Source organism: Leptothoe sp. LEGE 181152 (assembly GCF_032906605.1).
GTDB lineage: Bacteria > Cyanobacteriota > Cyanobacteriia > Phormidesmidales > Phormidesmidaceae > Leptothoe > Leptothoe turfae.
This window is the reverse complement of record NZ_JASATU010000004.1, coordinates 118,549-144,761: the sequence shown is the minus strand read 5'-3', so window position 1 is coordinate 144,761 and position 26,213 is coordinate 118,549. Positions and strand designations below refer to the sequence as shown.

Sequence of the window (26,213 nt, the reverse complement as noted above, 5' to 3'; positions counted from 1 at the left end):
GAAAAGTGCTGTCAGTAAGCTAGTGGTCGATAATCTCGTTTTTAGGGATTTCCTCGGGTAGAATTCAGTGGGCCTATGCGGGTAGGTTTTCAATTAATTCAGGACTTTAAATAGATATGGCAGAAACAGTTCCAGTGGATCGGTGGCAGCGGGCTCAGGAGTTGCGATCGCAACTTCAAAAAGCAAGCTATGCCTACTACGTTCTGGATGCACCTGACCTGCCTGACGAAGTTTACGATCGCCTTTACCGCGAACTACAAGACTTAGAAACCCAGTATCCAGAATTGGTTACGCCCGATAGCCCGACCCAGAGGGTGGGTGAACGGCCAGCCAGCCAGTTTACGGCGCTTGAGCACAACATTCCGCTATACAGCCTCGAGAATGCCTTCGATATTGACGAATATCGGCAATGGGAAGGTCGCTGGCAGCGGCAAACCCCCGACATAGACTCAGCCGCTGTGGTTGCCGAACTCAAGATTGATGGCAATGCTCTGGCCCTGACCTATGAAAAGGGTTTGCTGACTCGGGGGGTAACCCGAGGCGACGGCATCAGCGGGGAAGACATCACGCAAAATATTCGCACCATTCGTTCGATTCCCCTGCGGCTACAAATTGACAACCCACCCCCCCGTGTCGAAGTTCGGGGGGAAGCCTTTATTCCCAACGATGTTTTTGATCGCATTAACGCCGATCGTCAGGCTAATGGAGAAGCCCTGTTTGCAAATCCCCGCAATGCTGCAGCGGGGACACTGCGCCAGCTAGATTCTCGGGTGGTGGCTCAGCGGCGTCTCGACTTTTTTGCCTATACGTTACTACTGCCTGAGGGCGAAGGTGGGCTGACGTTACCCCAAACCCAAGAAGACTCCTTGGCGGCACTCCAGACCCTTGGATTTAAGGTCAACCCCAACCGTAAGCTTTGCCCCACCGCCGCAGACGTTGCCCAGTTTTATGACCAGTGGGACGAGGCCCGTACCCAGCTGCCCTATCTGACCGATGGTGTCGTCGTGAAACTGAATGACTTACCCTTGCAGGAACGATTAGGGTTCACCCAAAAGTTTCCCCGCTGGGCCATTGCTCTTAAATACCCTGCCGAGGAAGTTCCCACGATTTTGCAGGATATGACGGTGCAAATAGGGCGGACTGGTGCCGTTACGCCGGTGGCTGAGTTGGCCCCTGTACAGCTAGCGGGCACGACTGTGTCCCGCGCAACATTGCACAATGCCGATCGTCTGGCCGAGCTTAATTTGCATAAGGGCGACACAGTGATCGTTCGCAAAGCCGGTGAAATTATTCCTGAGGTAGTGCGGGTTTTGTCAGACCTAAGACCAGAAGGAGCACAGCTTTGTCAGTTACCCACCCACTGTCCTGAATGTGGTGAAACATTGGTGCGGCCAGTCAATGAGGCGGTAACTCGCTGTATCAATCCGTCTTGTCCTGCAATTGTTCGGGGTGACTTGATTCATTGGGCTAGTCGCCAGGCCCTAGATATCGCTGGTCTGGGTGAAAAATGGATACAGCAACTTCTGGCGCAGAATCTTGTTAGCTCCGTTGCTGATTTGTATGAGCTTACGGTGGAAGAACTTTTGTCCCTAGAACGTATGGGGCAAAAGAGCGCTCAGAATCTAGTAGATGCGATCGCTGCCTCTAAATCCCAGCCCTGGGCTAGGGTGCTGTTTGGATTAGGGATTCGACATGTGGGCGCGGTGAACGCCCAACTTCTAGCCAAGCAATTCTACACCGTAGATCTATTGGCTACGGCTCCTCCTGAAGAAATTGAGTCGGTTTACGGCATTGGTCCGGAAATTGCCTATTCAGTTTATGAATGGTTTCAGGCAGAGGCTAATAAGAGCCTGATCACGCGACTAAAAGACAAAAAAATTGGGGTACAGCTAGAGGGGGCACCACCATCAGACGAGCCTACCGATCTGCCTATGATGGGAAAAACTTTTGTCCTGACTGGCACTTTGCCCACTCTAAGCCGTAAGGAAGCAAAGGCCAAAATTGAGGAAAGTGGCGGTAAAGTGACCGGATCCGTAAGTTCTAAAACAAGCTATGTTGTGGTCGGTGTAGATGCCGGATCAAAGCTTGCTAAGGCCGAAAAACTGGGTATTCAACGTTTGAGTGAAGATGATTTGCTGACGTTGCTACAACAAACGGCATCCTCATAACTAGTTTTTTGGGGTTTTGTCTGGCTGCGAATACAAGGTTATCCATGAAACGAGTGTGCTTATCAGCTGCAATAAAGGGCCTACAACGTCTAACCCTGGGCATGGGAGCCGTGTTGGTGGCGGCTATCCCTAGTCAAGCGGCGGACCGAATCACATTTGCGTTTGGTCCGATTGAGCGTTCCATTGAGCTGGCTGATTTGGAGCAGTTGGTTGAGGACGGTGTGCTCAGTGACGATCTTGCCTACTATGCAAGATTTTTACCCGATGACTATGACATCGACGAAGTTAGACAAGCCCTGACCTGGCGTGTGGAAGAAGACATTGCCACCATCAATGTAGATGTGGTGCTGCTCGATCGATTCTTCTACACGAAGCAGGGAGAGTATCTCTTAAATATTGCTGCTGATTTTATTCGCACAGAGGCCCGGCGCAGCGATCTACGTGCCTTACGGGGAGCAATTTTAGTTGCTGTTTCCGATGAAGATGAAGGCCTCACTCTCTTAAATGCGATTCGTCGGTTTCCATCCCCAGAAATGCGCATCGAGTTAGATCGGGGACTGGGGCTGTTGCGTGAGATTAATCGAGCGATTTATGAAACCGATGCATCCATTGCTTTACTAGAGCGTTTGGGGGCTCCTACCGGTAATCTTTCAGAAGCAGACCAGGTGCGTTTACTGGCTTTGGCGAATCAGGCGCGACAGCCTGGACGCTATCAGGTGGAACGGCAAAGATTGTCAGGCAATGCGCCGATTCCGGCGGATATCTATTTGCCCACATTACAAGGTCAGCGCCAGCGCAATCGTCCCACGGTGATTATTTCCCACGGTTTGGGGAATGATCGTACATCCTATGCCTACCTGGGACGTCATTTAGCATCCCATGGCTTTGTTGTGGTCAATGTAGAACATCCTGGCAGTAATGCTGAGCAAATTAATGCGCTGTTGGTGGGCCAATCGGCAGATGTTGTGGCCAATGAAGAGTTTATTGAACGGCCACGACAAATTTCTGCCCTGCTTAATTACTTAGAGCGTGAGGCAAGTCAATTTGGTAGCTTGATCAACTTTGCTGAAGTGGGACTAGTGGGCCAGTCTTTTGGTGGCTATACAGCCTTGGCGTTAGCGGGTGCTGCCCTTGATTTTGAAATACTTCGGGAAAGCTGTCCCCCCAGTTCACTGTCGCTAAATGTGTCGCTATTGCTGCAGTGCCAGGCAGGACAGCTAGCTGAGCCCAGTGAAACCATGTTGTCATTGCAGGATGGTCGGGTGCGGGCTGCGATCGCAATCAACCCCATCACCAGCGTCCTTTTTGGTGAAGAAAGCATGGGGCAAGTCACCACCCCCACCATGCTTTTTGCCAGCGGAGCTGATACCGTTGCCCCTGCTTTGCAAGAACAGTTGGTTCCCTTTACCTGGCTTACCCAGCCCGAGCGTTATCTCATGCTCATGCGCCAGGGCACCCATTTTTCTACCATTGCCATGACTGAAACTGGCAGCGAAGCCTTTGACTTACCGAGCGAGATCCTTGGCCCTGAACCAGAGCTAGCGCAAGATTACTTAGAGGCATCAAGCCTGGCCTTTTTGACTCAGCATCTGAGTGGAGATATGACCTATGCAGATTTACTGACGGCGGACGGCATCGCTCAGCTCAATGAGGAGCCAATTCAACTGACCTTGGTACAAGAACTCACCGGTCCCACCTTGGCCGATCAATTAGGGGGGCCTCCCCGATCAGCAACAGACTCCATTGAATCACCTGGGGGAGAGCCGTTGCCTCCGGATGTACCCGTGATGGATGCACCCGTGACAGACCCCGCAACCACAGCACCCCCCGTCACCGAGGTGATCTTAGAGGAACCACAGCCTGTATTGTCTAATCCGTCTACCCAGTAGCCCTGATAGGATAGCTGCTGTGAATTGCCCATTGTCTGCCATCAGCCTATGCCCGACGGCTTTCTTAATCTCCATAAACCTACTGGGTGGACATCCCACGACTGTGTCGCCAAGCTACGTCGTCTGCTCCAGACTAAAAAGATTGGCCATGCCGGCACGTTAGACCCGGCAGCAATAGGGGTGCTGCCCGTTGCCGTGGGCCGAGCAACACGGCTGCTGCAATACCTGCCTGATGATAAAGCATACCGAGCCGTTGTCCAGTTGGGCACCACCACTGATACAGATGATTTAGAGGGAGCTGTGTTAACTCAGACGTCAGCGGCCCATTTGAGCCTGTCTGCTGTCACCGAGCAATTGGCTAATTTCCAAGGAGAAATTCAGCAAATTCCGCCAATGTACAGTGCTGTGCATGTTAATGGTCAGCGGCTGTACGACTTAGCGCGACAGGGCAAAGCCGCCACCATCGATGTGCCCTGTCGTCATGTGGTCGTGCACTCCATTAATGTTGTGAACTGGCAACCCGGTGAAAGCCCAACTATCACCTTAGACATTGCCTGTGGAGCCGGCACCTACATTCGTTCAATTGCCAGGGATTTAGGACAGTGTCTCGGGGTAGGCGGCACCCTGTCTTCGTTATTACGTACGCAAAGTAGCGGCTTTAATTTAGATACCAGTATTTCCTTTGAACAGTTAAATGAGCAACTAGAGCAACTTCAATTAATCACTCCGGCGGTGGCCATGGGACATTTGCCCGAAATAACACTCCCCCTTGAATTAGGTCGTCGGTGGTGTTTAGGGCAGCGTGTGCCCAGGGAACCGACCATTGAGTTGGAAAAGCCTTTACGTGTCATTACTGAAGCCTGTCCATTTTTGGGTGTGGGTGTCTTCCGGATTAAAGACGATCAGCCTCATTTAGTTCCCAAAATGGTGTTTGTGCAACCTTCTTGACGACGCATCAGTTTTAATTTCAGTGATTATCTGTAGTCGTCATACAGAACATGTAGATATTAGGGAAACCAAATAAAGCTTAGATGTGTCCTTTAAATGTGCATCCCCGTGATTTTTACTAGCTAATTTGTCGTTCACTGGGTAAGACGTCCATGTCTAACTGGGATCCTTCTTCTGCGCTTAAGCACTTCAAGGTGGGGGAAGTCATTTTTTCTGAGGGTGATCCTGGAGATTCTGCTTACATCATCGAGTCAGGCAGGGTAGAGGTTGCAGTCAGTGTTGATGGTCAAGCGTTTCCCTTACGTATTCTGACGAGTGGTGATGTCTTGGGGGAAATGGCCGTCATGGACACGGCACCACGCTCTGCATCAGCCAAAGCGATTGAAGAGACGGTGTGTGTTGCCATTTCGAGCCGTCAAATTTCAGAACGCATTCAAGGGGCAGACCCCATTGTCCAGCTCTTGGTGACCACGCTGCTTCACCGGATTCGTAGCACGCCTCAAGTGACGTTATCTGGGTATCCCAAAGTGGCAACAGGCCTACAGCAAGCGCCATCGGACAATGATGAGGTTCTGGACAAAATACGTCTGGAATCGGAATTACGAGCGGCGTTGGAGAATCAGCAGCTACGACCTCACTATCAGCCCTTGGTTGATATTCAAACTCGTCGGATCCTTGGTTTTGAAGCTTTGATCCGTTGGTTTAGCCCTACGCGGGGCCATGTGTCTCCTGGGGAATTCACCAGTATTGCCGAAGAAACGTCCTTGATTATTCCCATTGGTCAGCAAACGTTGCAACAGTCCTGTCGTGATTTGGTGCAGCTGCAAAAGTCTTGTCCAGACAGACAATTGTTTATGAGTATCAATGTGGCCCCTCGACAGTTAGCTGAAGACGACTTTTTAGCGGCATTGCAACTTATTGTGGAGCAATATGGACTGCATCCATCCCAGGTCAAGCTTGAAGTGACAGAGCGGGTATTTATGGAAGATCCCGTTGCCCTTGAAAGTCTCCAGACCTGTCGGCAAGCCGGGTTCCATATTGCCTTGGATGATTTTGGTACTGGCTTCTCAAGCCTGAACTATCTCACTCGTTTTGAAGTGGATGGCTTCAAAATTGATCGGGCCTTTGTTCAAGAAATTCTGACCAATCCACGGACGCAGGTGTTATTGGAAAGTATGCTCACCATGGCCCATGGCTTAGGTATGCAGACGGTTGTGGAAGGGATTGAAACCCAGGAACAACTTCAGGTGCTGCAGCGGTCTGGGTGTGATATTGGTCAAGGCTATTTCTTTGGGAAACCTTTGCCTTTTGCTGAGGTACAGCAGCTACTGGTGCAAGAACGGGTTCAAAATCCAATCAAATCGTAGCGACCTGCTTGTTCTACTAAGAGTGTTGCGGGTTTGTTGATGGTTTTGCCTGTGATGGCCAGCAAGGAGCGTTGCTGACCCACATCACTGTAGAGTAGTTTGCCATTGTCAGACAAAATCATGACTTTACCTGGGAAGAGTCCGAGCTCGGAGGGCACGCCAGGACCCATGGTAAAGATATGCTCAGCGGTTCGGTCGCCCATTAAGTCCATCCTGATATATTGCAGGTGAGGATAAAGCTGCGCTGTCTGTTCAAATGTCAGGCCTAACTGACGACTGATGGCCTCTGCCATTAGAGTTAGAGTATCGGTTTGATGGAAATCTGTCTGGGGGAACTGTGTCGACTCTGCGTCATCAACTGAAGACTCGTTTGTCGCGTTACGGCTTTCGACAGGCGGTGTTGGTGCTGTTTGCCACGGTAGCGTGGTAAGCCATTGCAGACTGTTGGGCGTAGTTACTAATGTAGAACCATTTATTTTGGGGCCACTGGCTAAAAAGGTAAGCCTTGATCCAGTGGTTTGGACGCCATGAACGGTGACTCCGGCAACATGCCGATTGCCACTAAATAATTGCAACTGTCTGCGAATGGCTACGGATTCTGCCCACATGTTAGTAGCTGTGATGGCTACGGGGGGGCGTCCCCAACCTGTGTTGTCTTGAAGCAGTTGCACATTGATGTGATACCAGCTTTGTCCAGGGGCCAGAGTCGGCAGGGTTTGCGATCGCAACCACCCATGCCCCGGTGCACCCACAGCGGTTGCTTGGCCAATCAAGCTGGTGTAGCGCCCTGGCTCATTGGTCGCAGGCAAAGATGCTGTGGATGTGTTGGTGTCTGAGTAGCCGTTGATCAGCGCAATATTTTCAGCAAACTTTTGACCTCCCAGCGCCTGTAGGCGCTCCAGCGTAGCTTTTGAACGTGTCTTTTTCTGTAGCCATTCTTCCCCGGCTTCTGGCGATTGGCGAGACGTTACTAATAACGCTCCCCAAATCTGCGTTGTCACATCCTTGGGATGGACTTGTAGATGTGTGGTGACCCCACGCCAGAGGGCATCAAAATCCCGTTCTAATCGTTTTAGCGTAGGACCATAAATGGCTGGGTTGTTTTCTAACGTGCTGAGAGCCTTATCCCACTGGCCATCAATCAGATAAGCCAGAATATGCTGCTGCTGGCTTGATAAGGTTTGGTCTGTTTGAGCTTTGGTGCGTGTAGCGTGCAGCTGAATTAAGTCAAGCTGTGCTTGAGCCTCGGCTGACCAATCGTGTCCCAAGGTTGCCTTGGCAGATTCCATCATCTGGAGACTATGGGACCAGACAGATCCTTGCGCCAGTTTTAGAGCTTTGTCATAGAGAGAGGTACTCAAATCTTGCTCATACACTGAACGATAGAGGGAGACTTCCTGTAGCCGGGGTGGATCGTTGGGAACGAGCTGATACAGCAAAAAACTGGGTCGTAGGCCAACGGTTTGGTCAACAATTAGCTGTTTTCCGGTGTCTCCGTTTTTCCATTGGGGTGGTTGACCCGCTGGACTCGACCAGTTCAACAATCGATGCAAGCGTTGAGCGTGGGACTGATAGCTTAAAATCTGGCCGTATCGCATGACGGTATTGCCGTAACGGCGCTGTCCCTCCAATAACAACCAAGGCTCATTCGCTGCTTTGCCAGCCATGGGCTGCACAGATGATAAAGAGGCGTCACTATCTACGCTAGCTACCTGAGACGCTGTACCCACCAGCGGTGTCGTGATAAACGATTCTTTCATGGGGCGAATCTTGACCTGTTCAACCCGTTGGAGCTGATCGTTCTGAACGCGATACACCCATAGTTCTTGAATAGTTTTGTCGTCGCTATTCAAGATTGGATAGAACCAGGCTTTGGGCTGATCGGCTCTAGGCCAGGCAATGGGTTGGCCATGGGTAATGTTTTGAGCCCGCATCTCCGCCTGAATCTCATCTGCTGTCTGGGGAGCTGCCTCAAAGGTATTGACTAACCCAGGGAACGCCGTCTTTAGCCAGTTTGGACTATAGGGGTCAACAATCAGTTTGGCACCTGATAAAATCATCGCCACCAATAAAGATCCACCGCTGCCTAAGGCCAGCCAGCTTAACAACGACCAGGGAATACGCCCCGTCGTTGGACTCACCAAAAGCTTTACCTGAGCGGTGGGTGGATTTGATTTGCTCAGACCCATAGGGATGTTGTCATCAGAGCAGCAAGACCAAATAGTCTCTAGGAGGATAGCACTTGTGCGTATTTTTGCCCGAGGCTTTCCCAGTTAAATTCAGCTTCAATCATCTGACGTGCATTCGCGGATAATGTTTGACGCAATGCAGCATCTTCAAATAATTGACCGATGGCCTTTACATAGTCTTCTGGCTGGTTGGCCCGCAGGGCTCGTAGCGGTACCCCCTCAACATCTACTGCCATGCCCTCAAGACCGCGATCGCTACCCACCACCGGCACCCCTACGGCCATGGATTCCAGCGTCTTGGTTTTAATGCCGATGCCTGCCCGCAGCGGCACTACACTGACCGTCGACTGCTGTAGACATTCTGTAATAGACGGCACCCGACCCGTGACCGTCACACCAGGGATACTGTCCAATTCTTTAACGGCGGGGACAGGCCGGGTGCCCACGAGACTTAACGTGGCCTCAGGATAGCGCTGCCTCACTAGGGGAAAAATTGTCTGGGCAAAATAGCAGGCTGCGTCGATATTGTGAGACGAATCCATTGCTCCGATAAAAATCAAAGATTGACCACCGGGGTCATGGGAGCGATAGGGGGATGTCTCTAGATCAACACCCGTCGAAACAATATTGATGTTGGCGTCTGGTATCAAGCTTTGAATATGTTTGCGATCGTTCGGTGTGGTGACTACCAGGTGGGTGAATTTTGCACAGTACCGTTTTTCATAACGGGCCAAAAGGGGCAGATACAAGCGATCGCGTAGGGTATTTTCCGATGCGCCTGCCTCCAAATGATCAAGCACCCAGCCGTAGACAGAGCTATGGATATCCGCTACCGTCTTTACCCGCTCACGCAGCTTAGGGTGCACGTACATTTCATTGACACCATGCTCACAAACAACGGCGTCATAGTCTCCGCCCTCCACCTGTTGCGTCACCCAAGTGTAAACCTCTGGCGAAAACCGAAACGTGACGCTGGGCGGTGTGCCGGTAATGAAAAACTGAGCCAGACGCAGAGCCTGCTTCAGCGGATTTCGATCCTGACCAGGATCTTTTTTATCAGGCACTGGAAATAGTTTGATGTCCTTGACCCATGTTTTCAAGGTATGAATGTTTTCTGCAGTGGCATTCTGGGTCTTATGGGCCACTAGGGTAATGTCATGTAGCGGTCCAATTTGCCTGAGTAAATTAAATGTACGAACCTCAGCCGCACCGTGACTGGGGGGATAGGGAAAGGTGTTAAGGGAAAGGACGAGCAGACGCATTGGGGTTAGGGATTGAGTAATGGGGAATTTTGAGTTTTGAAGTTATTAAGTTATGAGGTCCTCGTGACGGTCCCTTCTTGAGGGAAATCAAGACAAATAATGATCCAACATTCAAAATTCAAACCTAAGAACTAATAACCAGGACCTAAGAACCTAATCACTTTTCAACCAGGCAATTTCCTCAGCATTGTCTGGCAGTTTCGACTCTCGCTGACCTAGGGTGCGAGCATGGAAGCAGTACAGTCCAATGGGAGTCATGGCTAAGTCGATCAGATCGGCTTTACCTGTAATTAGTTTCACTAAACCTACAGGAAGTTCCTTGGCGACCCAACGAGCTAAGGAGTAACGGACCTCGTGGGCCATTAATGGACGAGTGAGCTTAATGCCGTGGATCTGGTTCAGGTATCGATTAGAGCGTCCATAGCGATACCATTGTTTGCGCAGCTCTTTCAGGGTGGTACGGTGATGATGCTGTACTACAGCAGTTTTGGCATAGTGCAGTTGCCAACCTCCATCTCGCTGTAGTCGCCAGCAAATATCGGCGTCCCCCCCAGTGGTCATATACGGGCGAAATAATCCGATTTTTTCAAATGCACAGGCTCGCACAGCAATATTGGCTGTTTGACCATAGGGACAAAACGAGTGGTTGAGGGTGTCCTGCTGCGACATGATGTTCTTGCGCTCGGCGTAGCGTTCGAGCCAGGTATTGCCAGGTAGAGCCGTGATTTCTCCGACACAAAGACCAACAGCGCTGTCTTTAAATCCCTGCACTAAGTTTTCGAGCCAGGTGGCCGCAGGATAACAGTCGGCATCGGTAAAGGCTAAAATCTCCCCGGTTGCTGCACGGATGCCGGTGTTGCGGGCGGCGTAGGCACTTTGGATTTCAGTCTCACTGAGATGCCTGAGGGAGATTTCGATGGATTCTGCCTGGGTGACGGCGTCTTTGAGAATATCGGGGGTGCGATCGCAACTACCATTATCCACCAACAAATATTCCACCCGATCTGCCGGATAGGTTTGTCCTAGTAGACACTCAATCAAACCTGGTAAATCGGTTTCGCCATTGTAAATGGGCACAATCACTGAAACCGTTGGCAAAAATGGACTGGGTTGGGCAGGTATTTCGTTGGCAACCATAAAAGCTTGGGGCATTGGTTCTCAACTAATCTATAGCGACATCTACAGGTAGTTTTGCCACCAATGTGTCGAGAATTAACATAGACTGCTCGTTCCTTTGGGACTGCTCATTTATAAACTGAGCCCATAAACTGAACCAATTCTGGCAGTTCACACAAACCAATACATAAGGTGTAGAGCATCTTTATGTAATCCTTACTGACATTAAGTGGGCTCACGGGTCAGTAAACTAGCCAATATATCTATGGCCTTGCTGATCCTCGAGAGGGCTTGAGTTGTGAGCTACCGTCAAATAGCAAGGGGTCTAAACCGGTTCATCCCCTACATCAGCAATCGCTATCTGTAACTCCTATATCAAACCTATACCGTCGTGTCTAAAGTTAGTGTTTGTATCCCCACCTACAACCGGGCCAAAATCTTGCCCTATGCTGTCACCAGCGTCCTGAATCAAACCTATTGCGACTTTGAGCTTATCATCTGTGATGATGCCTCCTCCGATAATACGGCTGAGGTGGTGGCTCAGTGGAATGACCCGCGTATTCGTTATATTCGCCATCCACAAAATATCAAACGCAGTCGTAACATGCGTTCAGGTTATGAAGCGGCCCAAGGAGACTATTTCATTAAATTTGATGATGATGATGCCCTCACCCCCACCTTTTTAGAACGCACGGTTGCGGTGATGGAAAGCCAGCCCAGTGTGGATTTTGTCTGTACCGATCACTGGGTGATCAATGCCCGCAATCAGCGAGACGAAGTCGCAACAGCAGCTAACTCTGCTAAATGGGGTAAAGATCGGCTGACAGAGGCCATCATCGATGACATACTCACAGAAACCTTTGTTCACCAAAGTTTGCAGGTAGGATCTACGCTTTTTCGTCGAGATTGCCTCAGTGAAGTGGACTTTATGCGCTTTGAGGCTGATGGTTGCGAGGACTTTGACTTATTGGTGCGGCTAGCGACCATCGGTAAAATCGGCTACTTTATCCCTGAGCGACTGATGGAATACCGTTTTCATGGGGGGCAAACCAGTTTGAAACAGGATATTCATTTTCTCTCCGCTAAGCTTTTTTGTTTAGAAAGTTATCGCTTTACTGACCGTCCTAAATTAGAAATAATCCGTCGGTCTAAGCTCGACGGTCTTAAGCAAGTTCTCGCCATGAGGCTGATCGAAAAAGGAGAAACCCAACGTGGGCGTCAGCTGATGCAAGAACTGGCTGCCCAGGGTCCCCTGTCTATGAAGGCGAAGGTGGGTAAGGTGTTGTCCTATCTTCCCGCAGGCCTGCGTCAGCTAGCGTTTCAAGGGTTTCGACAGCTGCGACCTGATGATTACAGTGAGCGTGTTCGCAATGCAGCTGGATAAAAAACAGGGGTTAGGATTAAAGCTATCCATGGTGCTGTCGCTATGCAGTCTGACCCAGTGTGCGGCACCGCAAGAACCGATCGCACCCCCTCAGATATCAGAGCGTTTAGCAATTTTGCAACCCGAACTCATCATACAAAACTGGCCTGATGATAATGCGCCCATAGCCCGTTTCCATGTGGTGACTATTCCACCTGACTATCCGGTGGAGGTGGCTGTGAGTGAGCAGTTGAAAACGGTGGAAACGTTCGCCGCTGACACCGAAGCATGGGCTGTGATCAATGGTGGTTTTTTTGACCCTCAGAATGCTCAGACCACGTCCTTCATTACCGTAGACAGCACTCTAGCTGCAGATCCTCGCAATAATCGACGGTTAATAGATAACCCTGATCTGGCGATTTATATGGAGCAAATTCTTAACCGCTCTGAGTTTCGCCGCTATGACTGTGGTGGTGATATTCGCTATGACATTACGTTCCACAATGCCTCGCTTCCTAAAGCCTGCGTGTTGCACAGCTCCCTTGGCGCAGGGCCACAGCTTTTCCCGGATACTGCTCAAGCCGAAGGATTTACGGACTATGCTGATGGTCGATTAATGCGTGATGCCATCGGTACTCAGCAGCGTAATGCCCGTAGTGCCGTTGGTATCCAGCAAGACGGCACTGTCGTTTGGGTGATGGTGGCACAGATAGAACCAGGTGGCGGGATGACCTTAGCGGAGCTAGCCGATATTATGGCCATCTGGAAGGTTGAGAAAGCGTTGAATCTAGATGGGGGAAGCTCATCATCGTTACATGTGGCATGGCCAGGGATGACGGCTGATGGTTTGGCTCAAACCTATTACGGACGTCTCGATCAAAACGGTCAAACTATCCAGCGACCGGTTAAATCTGTACTGCTGTTGCCCCGGTCTGACCAGAATTAACTGGACTAAGAACCTATACCCTATACCCAATCCGAATCCAGTAAACTCGATTAGAAATAAGCCATCCCGTAGGGGCAATCGGGGATTGCCTTACCATCCCTGATTGCCCTGCAATATCGGGGATTGCCAGGATTTGTATTATGAATCCTTGGGGTACACATTAGCCTGCTGTAGGTAGCCGAGTTGAATCAGTATCCAGCAGATGATTCCGTATATTGCTCCCGCAGTAATCAATACTCTGTACCCTGGGTCAACCACAATTTGCATGGCGGGTGGGGTGAGAATTAGACCGGACAAAATAGACGTCGCTATAGATGTAATGACAAAACTCCATGGGCCGATGATCCCCTTGGAGCGGCGAGATGCAATCGGTTTGATCTTTCTAACTCGATTTGGGATTGAACGAATACGTTCTACGCGACGATCTATCCAAGGCCACATCTGCATACCGGTCATAAAGGCAATTGGGAACATGAGAAAACCGACAACGCCACTCCATTGAGAATAAGGAGCGACCAAAGCGGTTAGGTGAGTACCGCCAAAGCTACCGCCAAATAGCAGCAAAGCTGATGTGAAAAAATTTGCTGTCGGTTTAGGTGCTGGGGAAGATGATGGCATCGGGGCTGGGTCAATTGATTGCACTTGTTACGTTTGATTGCACTTGTTACGTTTACAGCCGTAGTGCCGTGATGTACGGAAATCCATCATGAACTTATGGATAAGTGTTCTTTACGTTGAAAGCCCCCAATCTGTGGTGTTCTCCTGCAAGCTAGGATTAGCTAATTTTTTTTAACGGCTTCATTTGCATGCTGGCATCAGCTTTACAGGAGGTGCTCACTGATGGTCTGAGGCATTGGCAGCACAATCAGTACTAAAATCACCATGGCTATGAGACCTAAGGCATCGCGCACGCCATTGAGTTCGCTGACATCGTCAAGCGCTGGTTCGTCTCGGCTAGACATAAATATGAGTAGCAGTGCCCACAGTAAGTAGGCGGGTTGGATAAATGCCATGGCGGCTACCAAGATTCGAGTAATGTTGCCAATGGCAGCTCCACTCCAGCGACCATACATGGCATGGACAATGTGGCCACCATCTAACTGGCCTACAGGCATTAAGTTGAGAGCCGTTAATACCAAGCCTAAACAGCCTGCGATCGCAACCGAATGCAGATAAAGAGCCGTATCTATCTGAAAATCACTACCCAAAGCTAACTTACTCAGCAGCACCAGCAAGATTGAACCCTTTGGGTCTAAGGACTGAAAGTTAAACAGACCTGATTCCTCGGTTAACTCGACCATCTGTGAGTGGGCTAATCCCCAAATCACGATGGGTAGGCTGACCAGAAATCCAGCCAGCGGGCCTGCTACGCCCAAGTCAAATAGAGCGCGACGGTTGGGGGCGGGTGCTTTGATCCGCACAAAAGCGCCAATGGTGCCGAGAAAATAGGGGACTGGAATAAAAAACGGTGCGGAAGCCGGAATATGGTGACGGCGAGCCATGGCATAGTGGGCCAGTTCTCGCACAGCCAAAATCATCATCACCGCGAGGCTATAGCCCAGGCCTTTAACCAACAGCGCTGGCTGCGATAGCAGCTCTGGGATAGATAGATCGCCCACTAGCAGCAACCCTGCCAATGTGGTGGTGCCCAGGGTCAAAATAAACAGTAGAATCGAGAGCCGCCAGCCGCTGTCTTTTGATGAATTGGCGGGTTCTCGATTAGGGACCAGGGTGAAGACAGGATCACCATTACGTTCTTCCTGCAAAACCACCAAGAACTGATGGCCAAATTGCGATCGCACATTTTGCTGCACAGTGCTATGGGCAACGGCTGGTGTCGCTTTCAGTCGCCCATGGCAGATCATCATCTGTTGGCGATGTTCAATCTTCTGTAAAAAATAAATAGACCACGGAAAACATGACCTCAAACGCTCTTCTTCCTCTCGTTCCATGAGCATTGGCGGTGCTGGTGCTGGTCGATGAGGCGGTAGTGTTGATGGGCGCTGTGCCGATGGACGTCGACCCAATAGGACTACCCACATGTATATCAGGGGGCAAACAATAAATAGGCCTAGTATGAAAATATTAGGTGGGGCATATCTGCCATGCTTTAGAACCCAGGCTGTCAGAGCTAAAATGGGTGTCATAATAATCAGCCACAATAGCCAAACTGGGGAGCGTGTCATAGTCGCTACGCCTCGACGAATGACCAAGTAGGTCAAGATTCCCAGTAATATCGATAACAGTACAAATGTCATAAACCCACAATCCGCCCCCTTACCAGGACTCTGAATTACCATACCAGGCAGGGCCCTAGGGTGAGAGATGATGGCTTTTTTGGGAGCTTTTGGTGTCTACTTCAACAATAAACTTGGACAACAGCCCTACAACTAGCGAAACAGCTCGATCGATCACAAAGCTACCCCGGTCGGTATTTGGCGCGGATACTAATGTTTACGCGTTTCCACCCAACCGTGAAACCTTAGGGGGGACAGCTTATTTGATCACGTATGCGCCGACGCCAGACAGCAACTCTGTCGCAAGAAGCAACATTCTAGTGGACTGTCCCGCTTTGACAGATACAAACTTGAACTTTATTGCTGAGCAAGGGGGGCTACAGTGGTTGGTCATTACTCACCGTGGCGGCAGTAGCCATGTCCGTGATTGGCAATCTCAATTTGGCTGTGATGTTGTCCTACAGGAGCAAGAGGCTTACCTACTTCCCCAGATAGAAACTCGCACATTTCATCAAGCGCTAACGCTGACACCTCGTCATAAACTCCTTTGGACTCCCGGTCATTCTCCCGGATCCGCATGTCTTTACAATGCAGACCAAGGTGGCATTCTGTTTAGCGGGCGTCATGTCCTACCAACGCGCCAGGGCGGTGCTACCCCGCTCCGGGTTTCCAAAACATTTCATTGGCCCCGTCAGCTCAAGCATGTGCAGCGACTGCTAGATGAATTTACCCCTCAAACCCTGAGCTATATCTGTCCAGGAGCTAATATTGGTTTCCTTCGCGGTAAGCAGTTTATCGATGATGCCTACAACAAATTAGCTGGTTTAGATTTGCAAGAATTGGCGAAGAGTCAGGTACTACTTTAGTGAGTTCTTGGTTGCTATCCCTTAGTGAATGGTCGTTAGACCACAGTAAACACCATGAAGGAAAACAAGATGCAGGCCGTGAACGAATAACCCAGAACTAAAAACTATCACTCCTCCCCACTACCCCCAATCACCGGTTTAAACGTCTCCAAAATGTCATCCACAGGTAGATCTGCTGGATGCAGTAACCAGGTGCGTTGGCAAGGCTGAATTAGGGTTTGTACCAGGGGCGACAGCTGACTAATAGCGACCAAGCCTTCAGCGGTTTTCAGTTTAATCCCCCGCTGATAAAGGGTATAGCCTCGATTACTGATGTGGTGCAGACTCAAATAGATTTTAGGGTCTGGTACGGTACCGTAGACCTGATGCTGTGCTATCGATAATATTTCTGCCTGTTGTGCATAGGTGTATTGGCTAATTTCCGTCGCTTTGGGCAGTCGACGATTCACAAATTGTTGACAGAGGTCGGCCAGGATCGGGTCCTTGTGGGTTTGCCAACGCTGTAGGTGGTAGGACAACACATAGTCGTCTTGGGCTAAATACTGCTCTAGGGGCAGCTCATCAACGTCACAGCTTAACCAGGCAGTCATAGTGTTGTCTGCTTCCAGGGTGCTTGTGGTTAGGAGGGCTTTAGCCCGCCTAATTGTCTGCTCTAAAACCCAAGTGGCGACTAAATTTTTGGGGTGATTATAGATATGGGCGTACATAAAGTAGCGCACCACCAGGTAGTGTTCGATTGCCCCTAGACCCTTTTTAACCACAATTAGCTGCTGACTGGCTGGATCGTAGTCTAGAGCTAAAATGATGCGGTCAAGATCTAGCTGGCCATAGGAAGCTCCCGTAAAATAGCTGTCACGCATCAGGTAGTCGATGCGATCGCAATCCAACTGACTCGACACTAACTGCCACACACAAGGTACGGGATGCTGGTGCTGATAAATTGCATCAATGTCGCAACGTAACTTGGGTGAGAACTCATCCAAGCGCCTACGCACCTCTGGAGCCTGTTTCAGAATGCGTCGGGTCCAATGCTCATGGTGACCGCCAAACACTTCCTCCGTCGTATGACTAAACGGACCATGACCGACATCATGGAGCAACGCTGCGCACAAAACTGCTGCGCGATGAACCATCAACTCTGGATAGATAGCTGCCAGTCGGTCAAATGCACGGCGGGCAATGGCCATAACCCCTAGCGAATGGGTGAACCGTGAACTTTCTGCACCATGAAATGTGAGGCTAGCAGGCCCAAGTTGCCGGATGCGTCGCAGCCGCTGAAAAGGTGACGTATCGATCAGCTCAATCAATAATGCTTCTACCGGGTCAGCCCTATCGAGAGTGATAGCGCCATGGAGCGGATCATGATACGTACGGGTTTTGAGCGGCACGGTCTTAGGTTAAGGATGGCATGATCGATTCCATTAACGTTTCAACAGCCGCTTTATATTGAACATCCTTGGTTGTGGCAACTTGATCTGGGGTGATCGGCTCGTTAGTCACTGTGCGGTCGGGGGTAATCCCTAGCTTATTAATATCGTGATGGTCAGGGGTCTCATATTTTGCCACCGTCACAGCTAGCCCAGACCCATGGCTCAAATCAAATAAAGACTGAATCAGACCTTTGCCAAATGTAGTTTCCCCTACTAACAGGGCTCGATGATTATCTTGAAGCGCTCCCGCTAAGATTTCACTGGCACTGGCGGTGCCTCCATTGACCAGTAAGATCAGCGGTTTTTGAGTCATAGCTCCAGCCCCAGCTTCAAAGCTTTCCAATATCCCTTGGCGGTTAACGGTATAAACAATTGTGCCCTCATCCAACCAGAGTCTGGCAATATCAATACCTGCTTGCAATAGACCACCTGGATTATTCCGTAAGTCCAGAATGTAGCCATTAGCCTGTTGCTGCTCTAGGCGGGTGATTGCGGCTCGGATATCTTCAACGGCATTACCGTTAAACTGTCCCAAACGAATATAGCCAACTTGATTGCCTTGTTCAAAACGTAATTCTGAGAAAACGGGATTCAGATTAATGCGCTCACGAGTTAGGTTCACCTCGAAGGGTGTAACGCCAGAACGTTCAATCTTTAAGGTGACAATAGTTCCCGCTGGTCCCCGCATGCGTGCAGCTGCCTCATCAAGGGAAAATGATTGGGTTGATATGCCATTGATAGCAATAATTTCATCCCTCGGTGATAACCCCGCCCGTTCAGCAGGAGAGCCAACGATGGGAGCAATCACGCGCAAGTTCTGGTTTTCATCGTCCTTGGCGATCTGTAAACCGACACCCAATAGCTCTCCAGAGGTATTGGTCTGTAAGCTTTGATATTGCTCAGGGGGTAAGAAGCGGGTGTAAGGGTCATCTAATTTCTGGAGCATCGACTGCGCTTCTTTGTAGGCATCTTCCCAGTTATTAATTGGACGCTTCAGAGCTTTCTCACGGGTAAACCACCAATTCTGATGGTTAAAGGTCTCATCTAAATAGGCCCGATTGACGATGCGCCAAACTTCCATAACCAGCTTCTGTTGCTCTGTAAAAGCAAGTGCTGGTAGAGGCGCAACCCCGAAACTCAGAACTATTGCGATACAGATCGCACAGATGCCTCTTAAAAGAACTACATGCAGCAGCCCAGTTTTTCTCATTCTTCACCACAGCTCAAACAATACCGTTGCTTAACTGAAAAGGAAATTCTATTGTTAAGCTCCTAGGACAGCATTAATCGTCCCTTTTAGCAGCATAGCGGCTTCCTCAGAATACTGTGTTCCTCCCATCTTCCATGACAGGAATTCATGGACATCTGTATGTTCGCTGGCAAATGGTTAAGTTTTGTAAATAACCCTAAGCAAATGCAACTTGCTTTTGAGCCCGTCGCAACGAGAGAATATCTTTGCCCATTTCCTCGTCTAGAGCCAGTTACAACAGCTAGTCGATGGTCGCTACATAGCTTGAAAGTTTCAAGATAGGCGGTTTCTAAAGGTTGGTTGTGTTACATTTTTTAGTAACGGCATAGATCTAATTTTATATCCGCGCTTCATGTTTACTAAGCAAGTCACCGACTCTAAGGCCTACCAGTGGTTTAATGAGCGCCTTGAGATTCAGGCTCTCGCCGATGATATCTCCAGTAAGTATGTACCGCCTCACGTCAATATCTTCTATTGCCTTGGCGGTATCACCCTCGTTTGCTTCATCATTCAGTTTGCGACTGGCTTCGCAATGACCTTTTACTACAAGCCAACTGTAGTAGAAGCGTTTAATTCAGTTCAGTACTTAATGACTGATGTTAGTTTTGGTTGGTTGATTCGCTCCATCCACCGCTGGTCTGCCAGCATGATGGTGTTGATGATGATTCTCCACGTTTTTCGGGTTTACCTCACTGGCGGTTTCAAAAATCCCCGTGAATTGACTTGGGTGACTGGTGTCATCATGGCCACTATCACTGTTTCCTTTGGTGTGACAGGTTATTCTTTGCCTTGGGACCAGGTTGGTTACTGGGCTGTAAAGATCGTATCTGGTGTACCTAGTGCGATTCCTGTTGTGGGTGGTTTGATGGTTGAGTTTATTCGCGGTGGCGAGAGCGTTGGTCAGTCAACTCTGACTCGTTTCTACAGCCTTCACACATTTGTGTTGCCTTGGCTGATGGCCGTGTTTATGTTGACTCACTTTTTGATGATTCGTAAGCAAGGTATTTCTGGTCCCTTGTAAGGGATTAGTAGCTTGACCTTGGTCAGCGCTTAGCTGCTCTCCGATTGTGGCTAAATGTTTGAGTTCTTGGCCAAATGTGGCCTCAAGCTTGATTCAGGGTTAAGCTATTTCTACCAAGTTGCGCATTCTGTTCAGAGGTAAATTAGGAGACGATTTGAGCTATGGCAACGATTAAGAAGCCTGACCTCAGTGATCCTCAACTTAGAGAGAAGCTGAAGCAGGGTATGGGTCACAATTATTATGGTGAACCTGCTTGGCCCAATGATTTGCTATACATTTTTCCCGTAGTAATCTTGGGTAGCATTGCATGCTGCGTAGCTTTAGCGGTTTTAGATCCTGCTCTTGTAGGTGAGCCTGCTAATCCTTTCGCTACACCCCTTGAGATTCTTCCTGAGTGGTATCTCTATCCTGCATTCCAGATTCTACGAATTGTACCTAACAAGCTTCTAGGAATTGCTTTGCAAACAGCGATTCCCCTTGGTCTGATGCTTGTTCCTTTCATTGAAAACGTTAATAAGTTCCAGAATCCATTCCGTCGTCCGGTTGCGACAGCAGTGTTCTTGTTTGGTACCCTAGCCACTCTTTGGTTAGGCATTGGTGCAGCTCTACCTATCGATAAGTCTTTAACTCTAGGTTTGTTCTAGGCGTTGATTTCTCTGTCTTAGGTCATTAACATTAGCTTCTTGAATTTTCGCTGTGTATTTGCGAATTTTCAAGAAGCTTTTTAATGTGTCAAGATACAGCTAAGACATCTACTCTCCTAGGCTTATCTATCGATTTTTTAGTTGATTTCGGGCAAACTATTGGTGCGAACGTGCCGGTTAGTCGGACATGTTAAAGCAAGATCAGTTGATAGTTCAAAGTAAGCTAGAAGACCTAACTCAAGTTCAGCAGTGGTTTGATCGTTTTTGTTCTGCGTCACAACTGCCATGGCTTGAGGCTGTTTTTGATCAAGTAAATTTGGCCTTGGCGGAAGGTTTTACCAATGCCGTTAGGCATGCACACAAGGGCTTACCTGCGGATACACCTATTGAAATAGATTTATTTCTCTGGCAAGAAAAATTAGAAGTCCAAGTATGGGATATGGGTCAACCGTTTGACCCCGATAAATTGCCAGAACGAAAACCGGGGACACTCACGGTAGGTGGCTATGGTTGGTTTTTGATGCGGCGATTGGCCGATGTAAACTACGAGCGTAATGATTTAGGGCGTAATTGCCTCCGAATTGTTAAATGTTCAACGCCTTCGTAAGGTTTAAAGCTTTTAAATAACTCATTAAATTTGCTGAGGAATTCACTCATCTGAAGCTATTTTGTTGTCTCATCATTAGGTGATGGGTGTTCTAAGTAATATATAAAAATGGAGCTTTGCACATGCAATTAGCTCGCAGGATATGGGCAAAAGATACATTCGTTTTTATAGAAGTATTTGGTTGTGAAGGTGGAATTCAGTCGTATATCAAAGATATCTTAACGGCGTATTTAGCCTCTAATTCATCTGCGACAGCGGATATTTTTTTGTTGCGTGATCGTCGCAATAGTATTCCCTCTGAATTTTCATCGCGCTTTAAAGTTCATTGCTTTCAGTCAGGGCATCCGATGTTCGATCGGATTCGGTTTACGTTGGCTTTAGGGCTGCATCTGTTACTTAAGCGTCCACGACGTCTATTTTGTGGACATATTAACTTGGCAGTGATGACGCGTCAGTTGGCTTGGTTAGCCAGGGTGCCTTATACAGTGCTCACCTATGGAAAAGAAGTTTGGTTTCCTCTTGGGCTAGCTGAAGGGAATGCTTTGCGAGCGGCCGATCATATTTGGACAATCAGCCGGTATAGTCGAGACTTGGCCTGTAAGGCCAATAACCTAGAAGCTGAGCGCATTGAGATACTCCCTTGTACAGTGGATGGTCAAGGTTTTACACCAGCGATCGCATCCTTGCAACTACAGCAGCGTTATGGGTTGGACGATACACGAGTGTTAATGACAGTAGCTCGACTTTGGCGAGGTGATCCCTATAAGGGAGTGGATGTGACGATACGGGCACTGCCTGCGATCGCAAACGTCTATCCGAATGTGAAATATTTAGTGATTGGTCGTGGTGATGATCAGCCTCGGTTAGCTCAGCTAGCAAACGATTTAGGGGTGGCGGATCGAGTTGTCTTTGCAGGCTTTGTTCCTAATGAGGAGCTAGTGGAGCACTATCGCCTGGCAGACGTCTATGTTATGCCCTCCCAAGAAGGGTTTGGCATTGTTTATCTAGAAGCCATGGCCTGTGGTATTCCAGTTATTTCTGGTGATGATGACGGTTCTGCTGATCCCCTGCAAGATGGTCGTTTAGGATGGCGTGTCCCCCATCGCGATCCTGATGCTGTAGCAGTTGCTTGTATAGAAGCGTTACAAGGAGATGATCGTCGTTGCGACGGTCCTTGGTTGCGGGAACAAACGTTAGCACAGTTTAGCAAGACGGCGTTGATTCAGCAGCTACAGCATCTTTTAGAGGGTGATCCTAAGCCCAACGTCAAAGACCTCAATCAATCAAGTAGCAGTATCCCGACAAACTAATCAGCCAATGCAAAGGGGTAGACACTATAGAATATAGATCCCAGCACCATAGGAGGCGGCAATATGGCTCCCAACGGTTTTAGACAGTTACAGCTCAACTTTTCTGGCATTGGATGTTGGTTAATGTTTGCGGCTGGTTTGGCACTGATCACAACTGTTGGTGTTGGCTGGTTATTCAAGTCTTTGCTCGTTCTGCTCTTGCTGCTGATTCTGGTACCTATTGTTTTGGTGGTGGGTGTTCAGTTCTGGCTACGACGTAATTTAGTGGAAGGAGCATGTCCATCCTGTTCTCAACCGTTGACTGGGTTTAACAAAATGCCACTTTCCTGTCCGAGTTGCGGTGTACAGCTACAGGTCAGTAATGGTGCTTTTTCCAGGATGACCCCTGAGGGTACGATTGATGTTGATGTGATTAATGTTGATGTCGCCAATGCTGATAATGACTCTACAGACAGCGTCAAAACTGTGGATGTAGAGATTTTGCCACCTGCGGATCCATAATCAATAGGCAATAATAAATGTCTAGGATCTCCAGCCAAACATGTAATGGCCCACTGATGGAAATCTATCAGCGGGCCATGGTCATAGATATAACATTTGCGACGATGGGAAGTTATCGCTGAACGGTCATCGTAAACGGAGCACCATTACCATCGAGATCGCCGACATACAGACGGTAATTACCGGTCTTATATAGTCCGCGAGATTTGATTGCACCGCCATCAAAATCGTGGGCTAGGATGCACTCCCGTGAGTCGTCGGGACCCACCATGAGCAATGTGTAATCATTGTCACCAGATACTTCAATGGATACTGAAGCAGCTGACTCGGTGATGTTGAAAGAATGATCAGGTTGAGCGGGAATAAAGCCGCAATCTGTGGATGATTGGTTACCACCGCTAGTGCCGGTGATTTCCGTTGCTGATTGACCATAAACAGCAGCGGTGGGTGCAGCAACCACAGTGGCAGCAATGAGCAAAGAAGCTATGTTTTTTGTGGCAATATTTTTCATCGATAGCACCTCGGCAACTTATGGGGTAGCCTTACGAGAACACTAGGTCTTTAACTGAATCACACTCCTAAGGAATGTATATCTCAATACTAGTGGTGAGATATAGCTAACGTTATTGCATATGTGCCAGTTTGCCAATAGTTAACAAAGTGGAATTGTTGTATGGCTTGTATTATATAAGTCATACGATTCATTCAATGGTGACAGTTGCCAGGTCTGGCGTAATTGGCTTAGAACGCTCACCTCAAAGTATTAGATACATCCAGATTGCTAGATGACTCAGCAAACCATGAAGGCTCAGAACTCAATTGTGCTTGTCCCAAAACTGCGGTCAGCGACATTGGTCGGCAGGCGCTTAGTGGCTTGGAGTCTAGAGGTGAGCTTGGTCGCCATGAGTGCCTTAGTGCCTTGGGGGGCAGGGCATTATGTCCTGATGGATCGCAACATGCTTCCTATCGAAGGCAGTGTTGAAGAATCTTTTATGCCGCCTGCTGCTGACTCAGGCGCTTTGCGGGTTGAGCTAAATCTTTTGGTCAAACATGCTCAGCAGGGATGGGCCTGGATTGCTCAAATACCACCACACCGATTGCATCGAACGGTACCTCGGCTAACAAATATTTTGTGGACTGTTGCGTTGATTGCCCCTGTCATTACGGCTGGGGGACAGTTGGTGCAGCTACGTCTCACTGGGCGCACATGGCCTAAGCAATGGTTGGGGATTCAGGTGATTTCCATAACGGGTGGATCGCTCACGTTGCTACAGGTGGTTACACGTGAGCTGGTGCGTTGGGGGCTGCCGATGGTGATTGTTGTTGGCGGCACCCTGTTAACAGGGGTTTCAGCGGCACCCTGGATGCTATTCATCGTTATTCTGTTAGCCATGGCTGAAGGTGGAACAACCTTAGCTCTTGATAAGCGGGCGTGGCATGATCGTGTCGCTAAGACCCGAGTGACAAAGTCCCATGCTGGGTATTTACCGATTTCTGGTGAATCCTTGCTCTATTCATTGCCCATGGGTGATTACACTTCATCTTCGCAAAGCAATGGCATTGAAAATAACGGCGTTGTAGGCAATGGCATGGTCAACAGTGCGATTCAGCTTTATGGGGAGACTGCGAATGATGATGAATGGTGGCTGACCGAGGATGCAGGTGATTTAACATCGCTTGTTTTGCCCCCTCGTTCTGAGCAGAGTGGCGGTAGCTTAGTTCTGCTGCCGCCAAGTCAATTGTTATCAGGTAAGAGGGCATGGTGGCTATGGTCAAGTGGCATGGTGCTGGCGTGTTTAGCTGGATTTAGTGTTGGTCGTGTTGGGCAATCATCCCAGATTCAGGCTGAGAGTGACGCGTTTTTACAGACAGCTCAGGCTCTGATGGACAAAACGCAAGCGGAGGGTGCAGATTATGATGCGGCTATCTTAATGTTGGCTCAGGTAGATGACCCCCGTACTGCTCAATACTTAACGGATCTATTGAGTCAAACCTCACGGCCAACAACATTGGCGACGGTTCAGCAGGCCTTGATCAGTCAAGGTCTAGAGAGTTTGCCTCCTTTGCTGTCTCTGGGACGTGTGCTGGAAAATGATCTTCAGCAGTCGCTGGACACTGAGACTCGGTCGCTGCGATTGGAGCAGCGTCATATGGTGCAGGGTGCGATTGCAAAAATACTCACTGTGCACAGCGATGAGTTAGACGGTATTCGTTTAGACCGGGTTAACTTGGGAAAATATCATGATTCAGAGCGCTCGTTTCGCCTGATTCAACCTGGGCTGTTAGCAGCAGGTACCAGTTGGCAGAATGCAAATTTAAGCCAGGCAAACTTAGCTAGAGCTAGTTTCTTTGATGAAGGGCCTGATGGTAAAGCTGATTCTTACGATGACATCATCAGCGACTTAAGCGGTATCAATCTGAGTGGTGCTCGGCTAGAACATGCTAATTTGCAAGGTGCTCAATTGAGTAGTGCCAATTTCAGGCGAGCTGATCTGAGGGATGTCAATTTAGCTTACGGCAATTTAGAAGGTGCCCAATTAACCAATGCCCAACTGATGCATGTGAATGCGCCTGACAGTCAATGGCAGGGAAGCAATTTAGTGGGTGCTGATATGACCCAGGGTACGTTGGATGGTGCAGATTTAAGTCGAGCAAGACTTAATCGTCTTGAAGCGGCCCACAGCAGTTGGACCAAGGCAATATTGCCCCAATCAGACTGGGTGGGTGCCAATTTAATTGGGGCTAATTTTGAGCAGGCTAATTTGGTTGGTGCTGACTTTCACGGTGCCCAACTAGATGGTGTAAATTTTGAACGGGCTGATTTACGCCAGGCTAATTTGCGTGATGCCGATCTTAGACAAGCCAGGTTAACGGGGGTAAATTTGGCGGATGCTGATTTAGCGGGAGCTATCTTTGATGATGGCACTAGAGTGACAGGTAGTTTTATTACGCCTAATGCTCAGTTAAATACGGCTAACTCTCTACAGGGAGTTAACTTTAGCCGTGTGCGTAACATTGATGTGCGCCAGTTAAACTACATTTGTGTGCAAGGAGGAATTCATCCGTCCTGTCAGAAGCTGATGGATGCTGCTGAGTAGTC

The 26,213-nt window shown here is 49.0% G+C and carries 21 protein-coding genes; 13 read left to right on the top strand and 8 right to left on the bottom strand.

Annotated features, from left to right (window positions below; translation table 11 throughout):
- The first annotated feature begins 116 nt into the window (after positions 1–116).
- From ligA to QGP82_RS02590, 4 genes are all read left to right on the top strand, one after another.
- A complete protein-coding gene (gene ligA / locus QGP82_RS02605; protein ID WP_163660549.1) occupies positions 117–2,168 on the top strand; it encodes an NAD-dependent DNA ligase LigA in 2,052 nt (683 codons plus the stop codon).
- Between the two features lie 44 nt (positions 2,169–2,212).
- Positions 2,213–4,057, top strand: coding sequence for an alpha/beta hydrolase (locus QGP82_RS02600; protein ID WP_499056939.1), 1,845 nt, complete (start codon positions 2,213–2,215; stop codon positions 4,055–4,057).
- A gap of 48 nt (positions 4,058–4,105) precedes the next feature.
- Entirely contained in the window at positions 4,106–5,005 is a 900-nt protein-coding gene (gene truB, locus QGP82_RS02595; protein WP_163660546.1) for a tRNA pseudouridine(55) synthase TruB, read from the top strand.
- Positions 5,006–5,157: 152 nt separating this feature from the next.
- The gene (locus QGP82_RS02590) at positions 5,158–6,372 is read left to right on the top strand and encodes an EAL domain-containing protein (RefSeq protein ID WP_163660544.1); all 1,215 of its coding nucleotides are present in this window, start codon (positions 5,158–5,160) and stop codon (positions 6,370–6,372) included.
- On the opposite strand, the gene QGP82_RS02585 is transcribed toward QGP82_RS02590, so the two are convergent.
- The 3 genes from QGP82_RS02585 to QGP82_RS02575 all read right to left on the bottom strand — a co-directional run bounded on the left by QGP82_RS02585 (position 6,351) and on the right by QGP82_RS02575 (position 10,975).
- Positions 6,351–8,561 (bottom strand): hypothetical protein, encoded by a 2,211-nt coding sequence (locus QGP82_RS02585; protein WP_499056935.1) that lies wholly within the window; start codon positions 8,559–8,561, stop codon positions 6,351–6,353. The genes QGP82_RS02590 and QGP82_RS02585 overlap by 22 nt on opposite strands.
- Before the next feature lie 38 nt (positions 8,562–8,599).
- Positions 8,600–9,823, bottom strand: coding sequence for a glycosyltransferase family 4 protein (locus QGP82_RS02580; RefSeq protein WP_163660540.1), 1,224 nt, complete (start codon positions 9,821–9,823; stop codon positions 8,600–8,602).
- A 153-nt stretch (positions 9,824–9,976) separates the two neighbouring features.
- Entirely contained in the window at positions 9,977–10,975 is a 999-nt protein-coding gene (locus QGP82_RS02575; protein WP_250564707.1) for a glycosyltransferase family 2 protein, read from the bottom strand.
- Positions 10,976–11,330: 355 nt separating this feature from the next.
- Here QGP82_RS02575 and QGP82_RS02570 point away from each other — a divergent pair, with 355 nt between their 5' ends.
- Both QGP82_RS02570 and QGP82_RS02565 read left to right on the top strand, forming a co-directional pair.
- Complete coding sequence (locus QGP82_RS02570; protein ID WP_163660538.1) at positions 11,331–12,323, top strand: glycosyltransferase; 993 nt, start codon at positions 11,331–11,333, stop codon at positions 12,321–12,323.
- Positions 12,310–13,248, top strand: a complete 939-nt coding sequence (locus tag QGP82_RS02565; protein WP_499056932.1) for a phosphodiester glycosidase family protein — start codon at positions 12,310–12,312, stop codon at positions 13,246–13,248. The genes QGP82_RS02570 and QGP82_RS02565 overlap by 14 nt, the downstream gene beginning before the upstream one ends.
- A gap of 138 nt (positions 13,249–13,386) precedes the next feature.
- On the opposite strand, the gene QGP82_RS02560 is transcribed toward QGP82_RS02565, so the two are convergent.
- Together QGP82_RS02560 and QGP82_RS02555 are read right to left on the bottom strand one after the other, a co-directional pair.
- Positions 13,387–13,866, bottom strand: a complete 480-nt coding sequence (locus QGP82_RS02560) for a hypothetical protein (protein WP_163660536.1) — start codon at positions 13,864–13,866, stop codon at positions 13,387–13,389.
- Positions 13,867–14,069: 203 nt separating this feature from the next.
- Positions 14,070–15,434, bottom strand: coding sequence for a site-2 protease family protein (locus tag QGP82_RS02555; protein WP_348917888.1), 1,365 nt, complete (start codon positions 15,432–15,434; stop codon positions 14,070–14,072).
- A gap of 164 nt (positions 15,435–15,598) precedes the next feature.
- On the opposite strand from QGP82_RS02555, the gene QGP82_RS02550 reads away from it, so the two are divergent.
- Positions 15,599–16,351, top strand: coding sequence for an MBL fold metallo-hydrolase (locus QGP82_RS02550; protein ID WP_499056930.1), 753 nt, complete (start codon positions 15,599–15,601; stop codon positions 16,349–16,351).
- 107 nt (positions 16,352–16,458) lie between these two features.
- Here the strand turns inward: QGP82_RS02550 and QGP82_RS02545 are convergent, their stop codons facing one another.
- The gene (locus QGP82_RS02545) at positions 16,459–17,739 is read right to left on the bottom strand and encodes an HD domain-containing protein (RefSeq protein WP_499056929.1); all 1,281 of its coding nucleotides are present in this window, start codon (positions 17,737–17,739) and stop codon (positions 16,459–16,461) included.
- A gap of 4 nt (positions 17,740–17,743) precedes the next feature.
- Positions 17,744–18,991 carry a carboxyl-terminal processing protease CtpA gene (gene ctpA / locus QGP82_RS02540; protein ID WP_490793027.1) on the bottom strand — a complete coding sequence of 416 codons (1,248 nt, stop codon included), beginning with the start codon at positions 18,989–18,991 and terminating at the stop codon, positions 17,744–17,746.
- 391 nt (positions 18,992–19,382) lie between these two features.
- Between ctpA and petB the strand changes: the two genes are divergently transcribed.
- The 5 genes from petB (at position 19,383) to QGP82_RS02515 (ending at position 23,113) form a co-directional block, all read left to right on the top strand.
- Positions 19,383–20,051: a cytochrome b6 gene (petB, locus tag QGP82_RS02535; RefSeq protein ID WP_163660526.1), complete on the top strand. Its 669-nt coding sequence runs from the start codon at positions 19,383–19,385 to the stop codon at positions 20,049–20,051.
- Between the two features lie 161 nt (positions 20,052–20,212).
- A complete protein-coding gene (petD, locus tag QGP82_RS02530) occupies positions 20,213–20,695 on the top strand; it encodes a cytochrome b6-f complex subunit IV (protein ID WP_163660524.1) in 483 nt (160 codons plus the stop codon).
- A 187-nt stretch (positions 20,696–20,882) separates the two neighbouring features.
- The gene (locus QGP82_RS02525) at positions 20,883–21,302 is read left to right on the top strand and encodes an ATP-binding protein (protein WP_006518086.1); all 420 of its coding nucleotides are present in this window, start codon (positions 20,883–20,885) and stop codon (positions 21,300–21,302) included.
- Between the two features lie 122 nt (positions 21,303–21,424).
- Positions 21,425–22,612 (top strand): glycosyltransferase family 4 protein, encoded by a 1,188-nt coding sequence (locus tag QGP82_RS02520; RefSeq protein ID WP_163660522.1) that lies wholly within the window; start codon positions 21,425–21,427, stop codon positions 22,610–22,612.
- A gap of 63 nt (positions 22,613–22,675) precedes the next feature.
- Positions 22,676–23,113, top strand: coding sequence for a hypothetical protein (locus QGP82_RS02515; RefSeq protein WP_499056925.1), 438 nt, complete (start codon positions 22,676–22,678; stop codon positions 23,111–23,113).
- A gap of 112 nt (positions 23,114–23,225) precedes the next feature.
- On the opposite strand, the gene QGP82_RS02510 is transcribed toward QGP82_RS02515, so the two are convergent.
- The gene (locus tag QGP82_RS02510; protein ID WP_006518083.1) at positions 23,226–23,624 is read right to left on the bottom strand and encodes a hypothetical protein; all 399 of its coding nucleotides are present in this window, start codon (positions 23,622–23,624) and stop codon (positions 23,226–23,228) included.
- Positions 23,625–23,898: 274 nt separating this feature from the next.
- On the opposite strand from QGP82_RS02510, the gene QGP82_RS02505 reads away from it, so the two are divergent.
- A complete protein-coding gene (locus QGP82_RS02505; protein ID WP_499056923.1) occupies positions 23,899–26,211 on the top strand; it encodes a pentapeptide repeat-containing protein in 2,313 nt (770 codons plus the stop codon).
- Positions 26,212–26,213 lie beyond the last annotated feature (2 nt).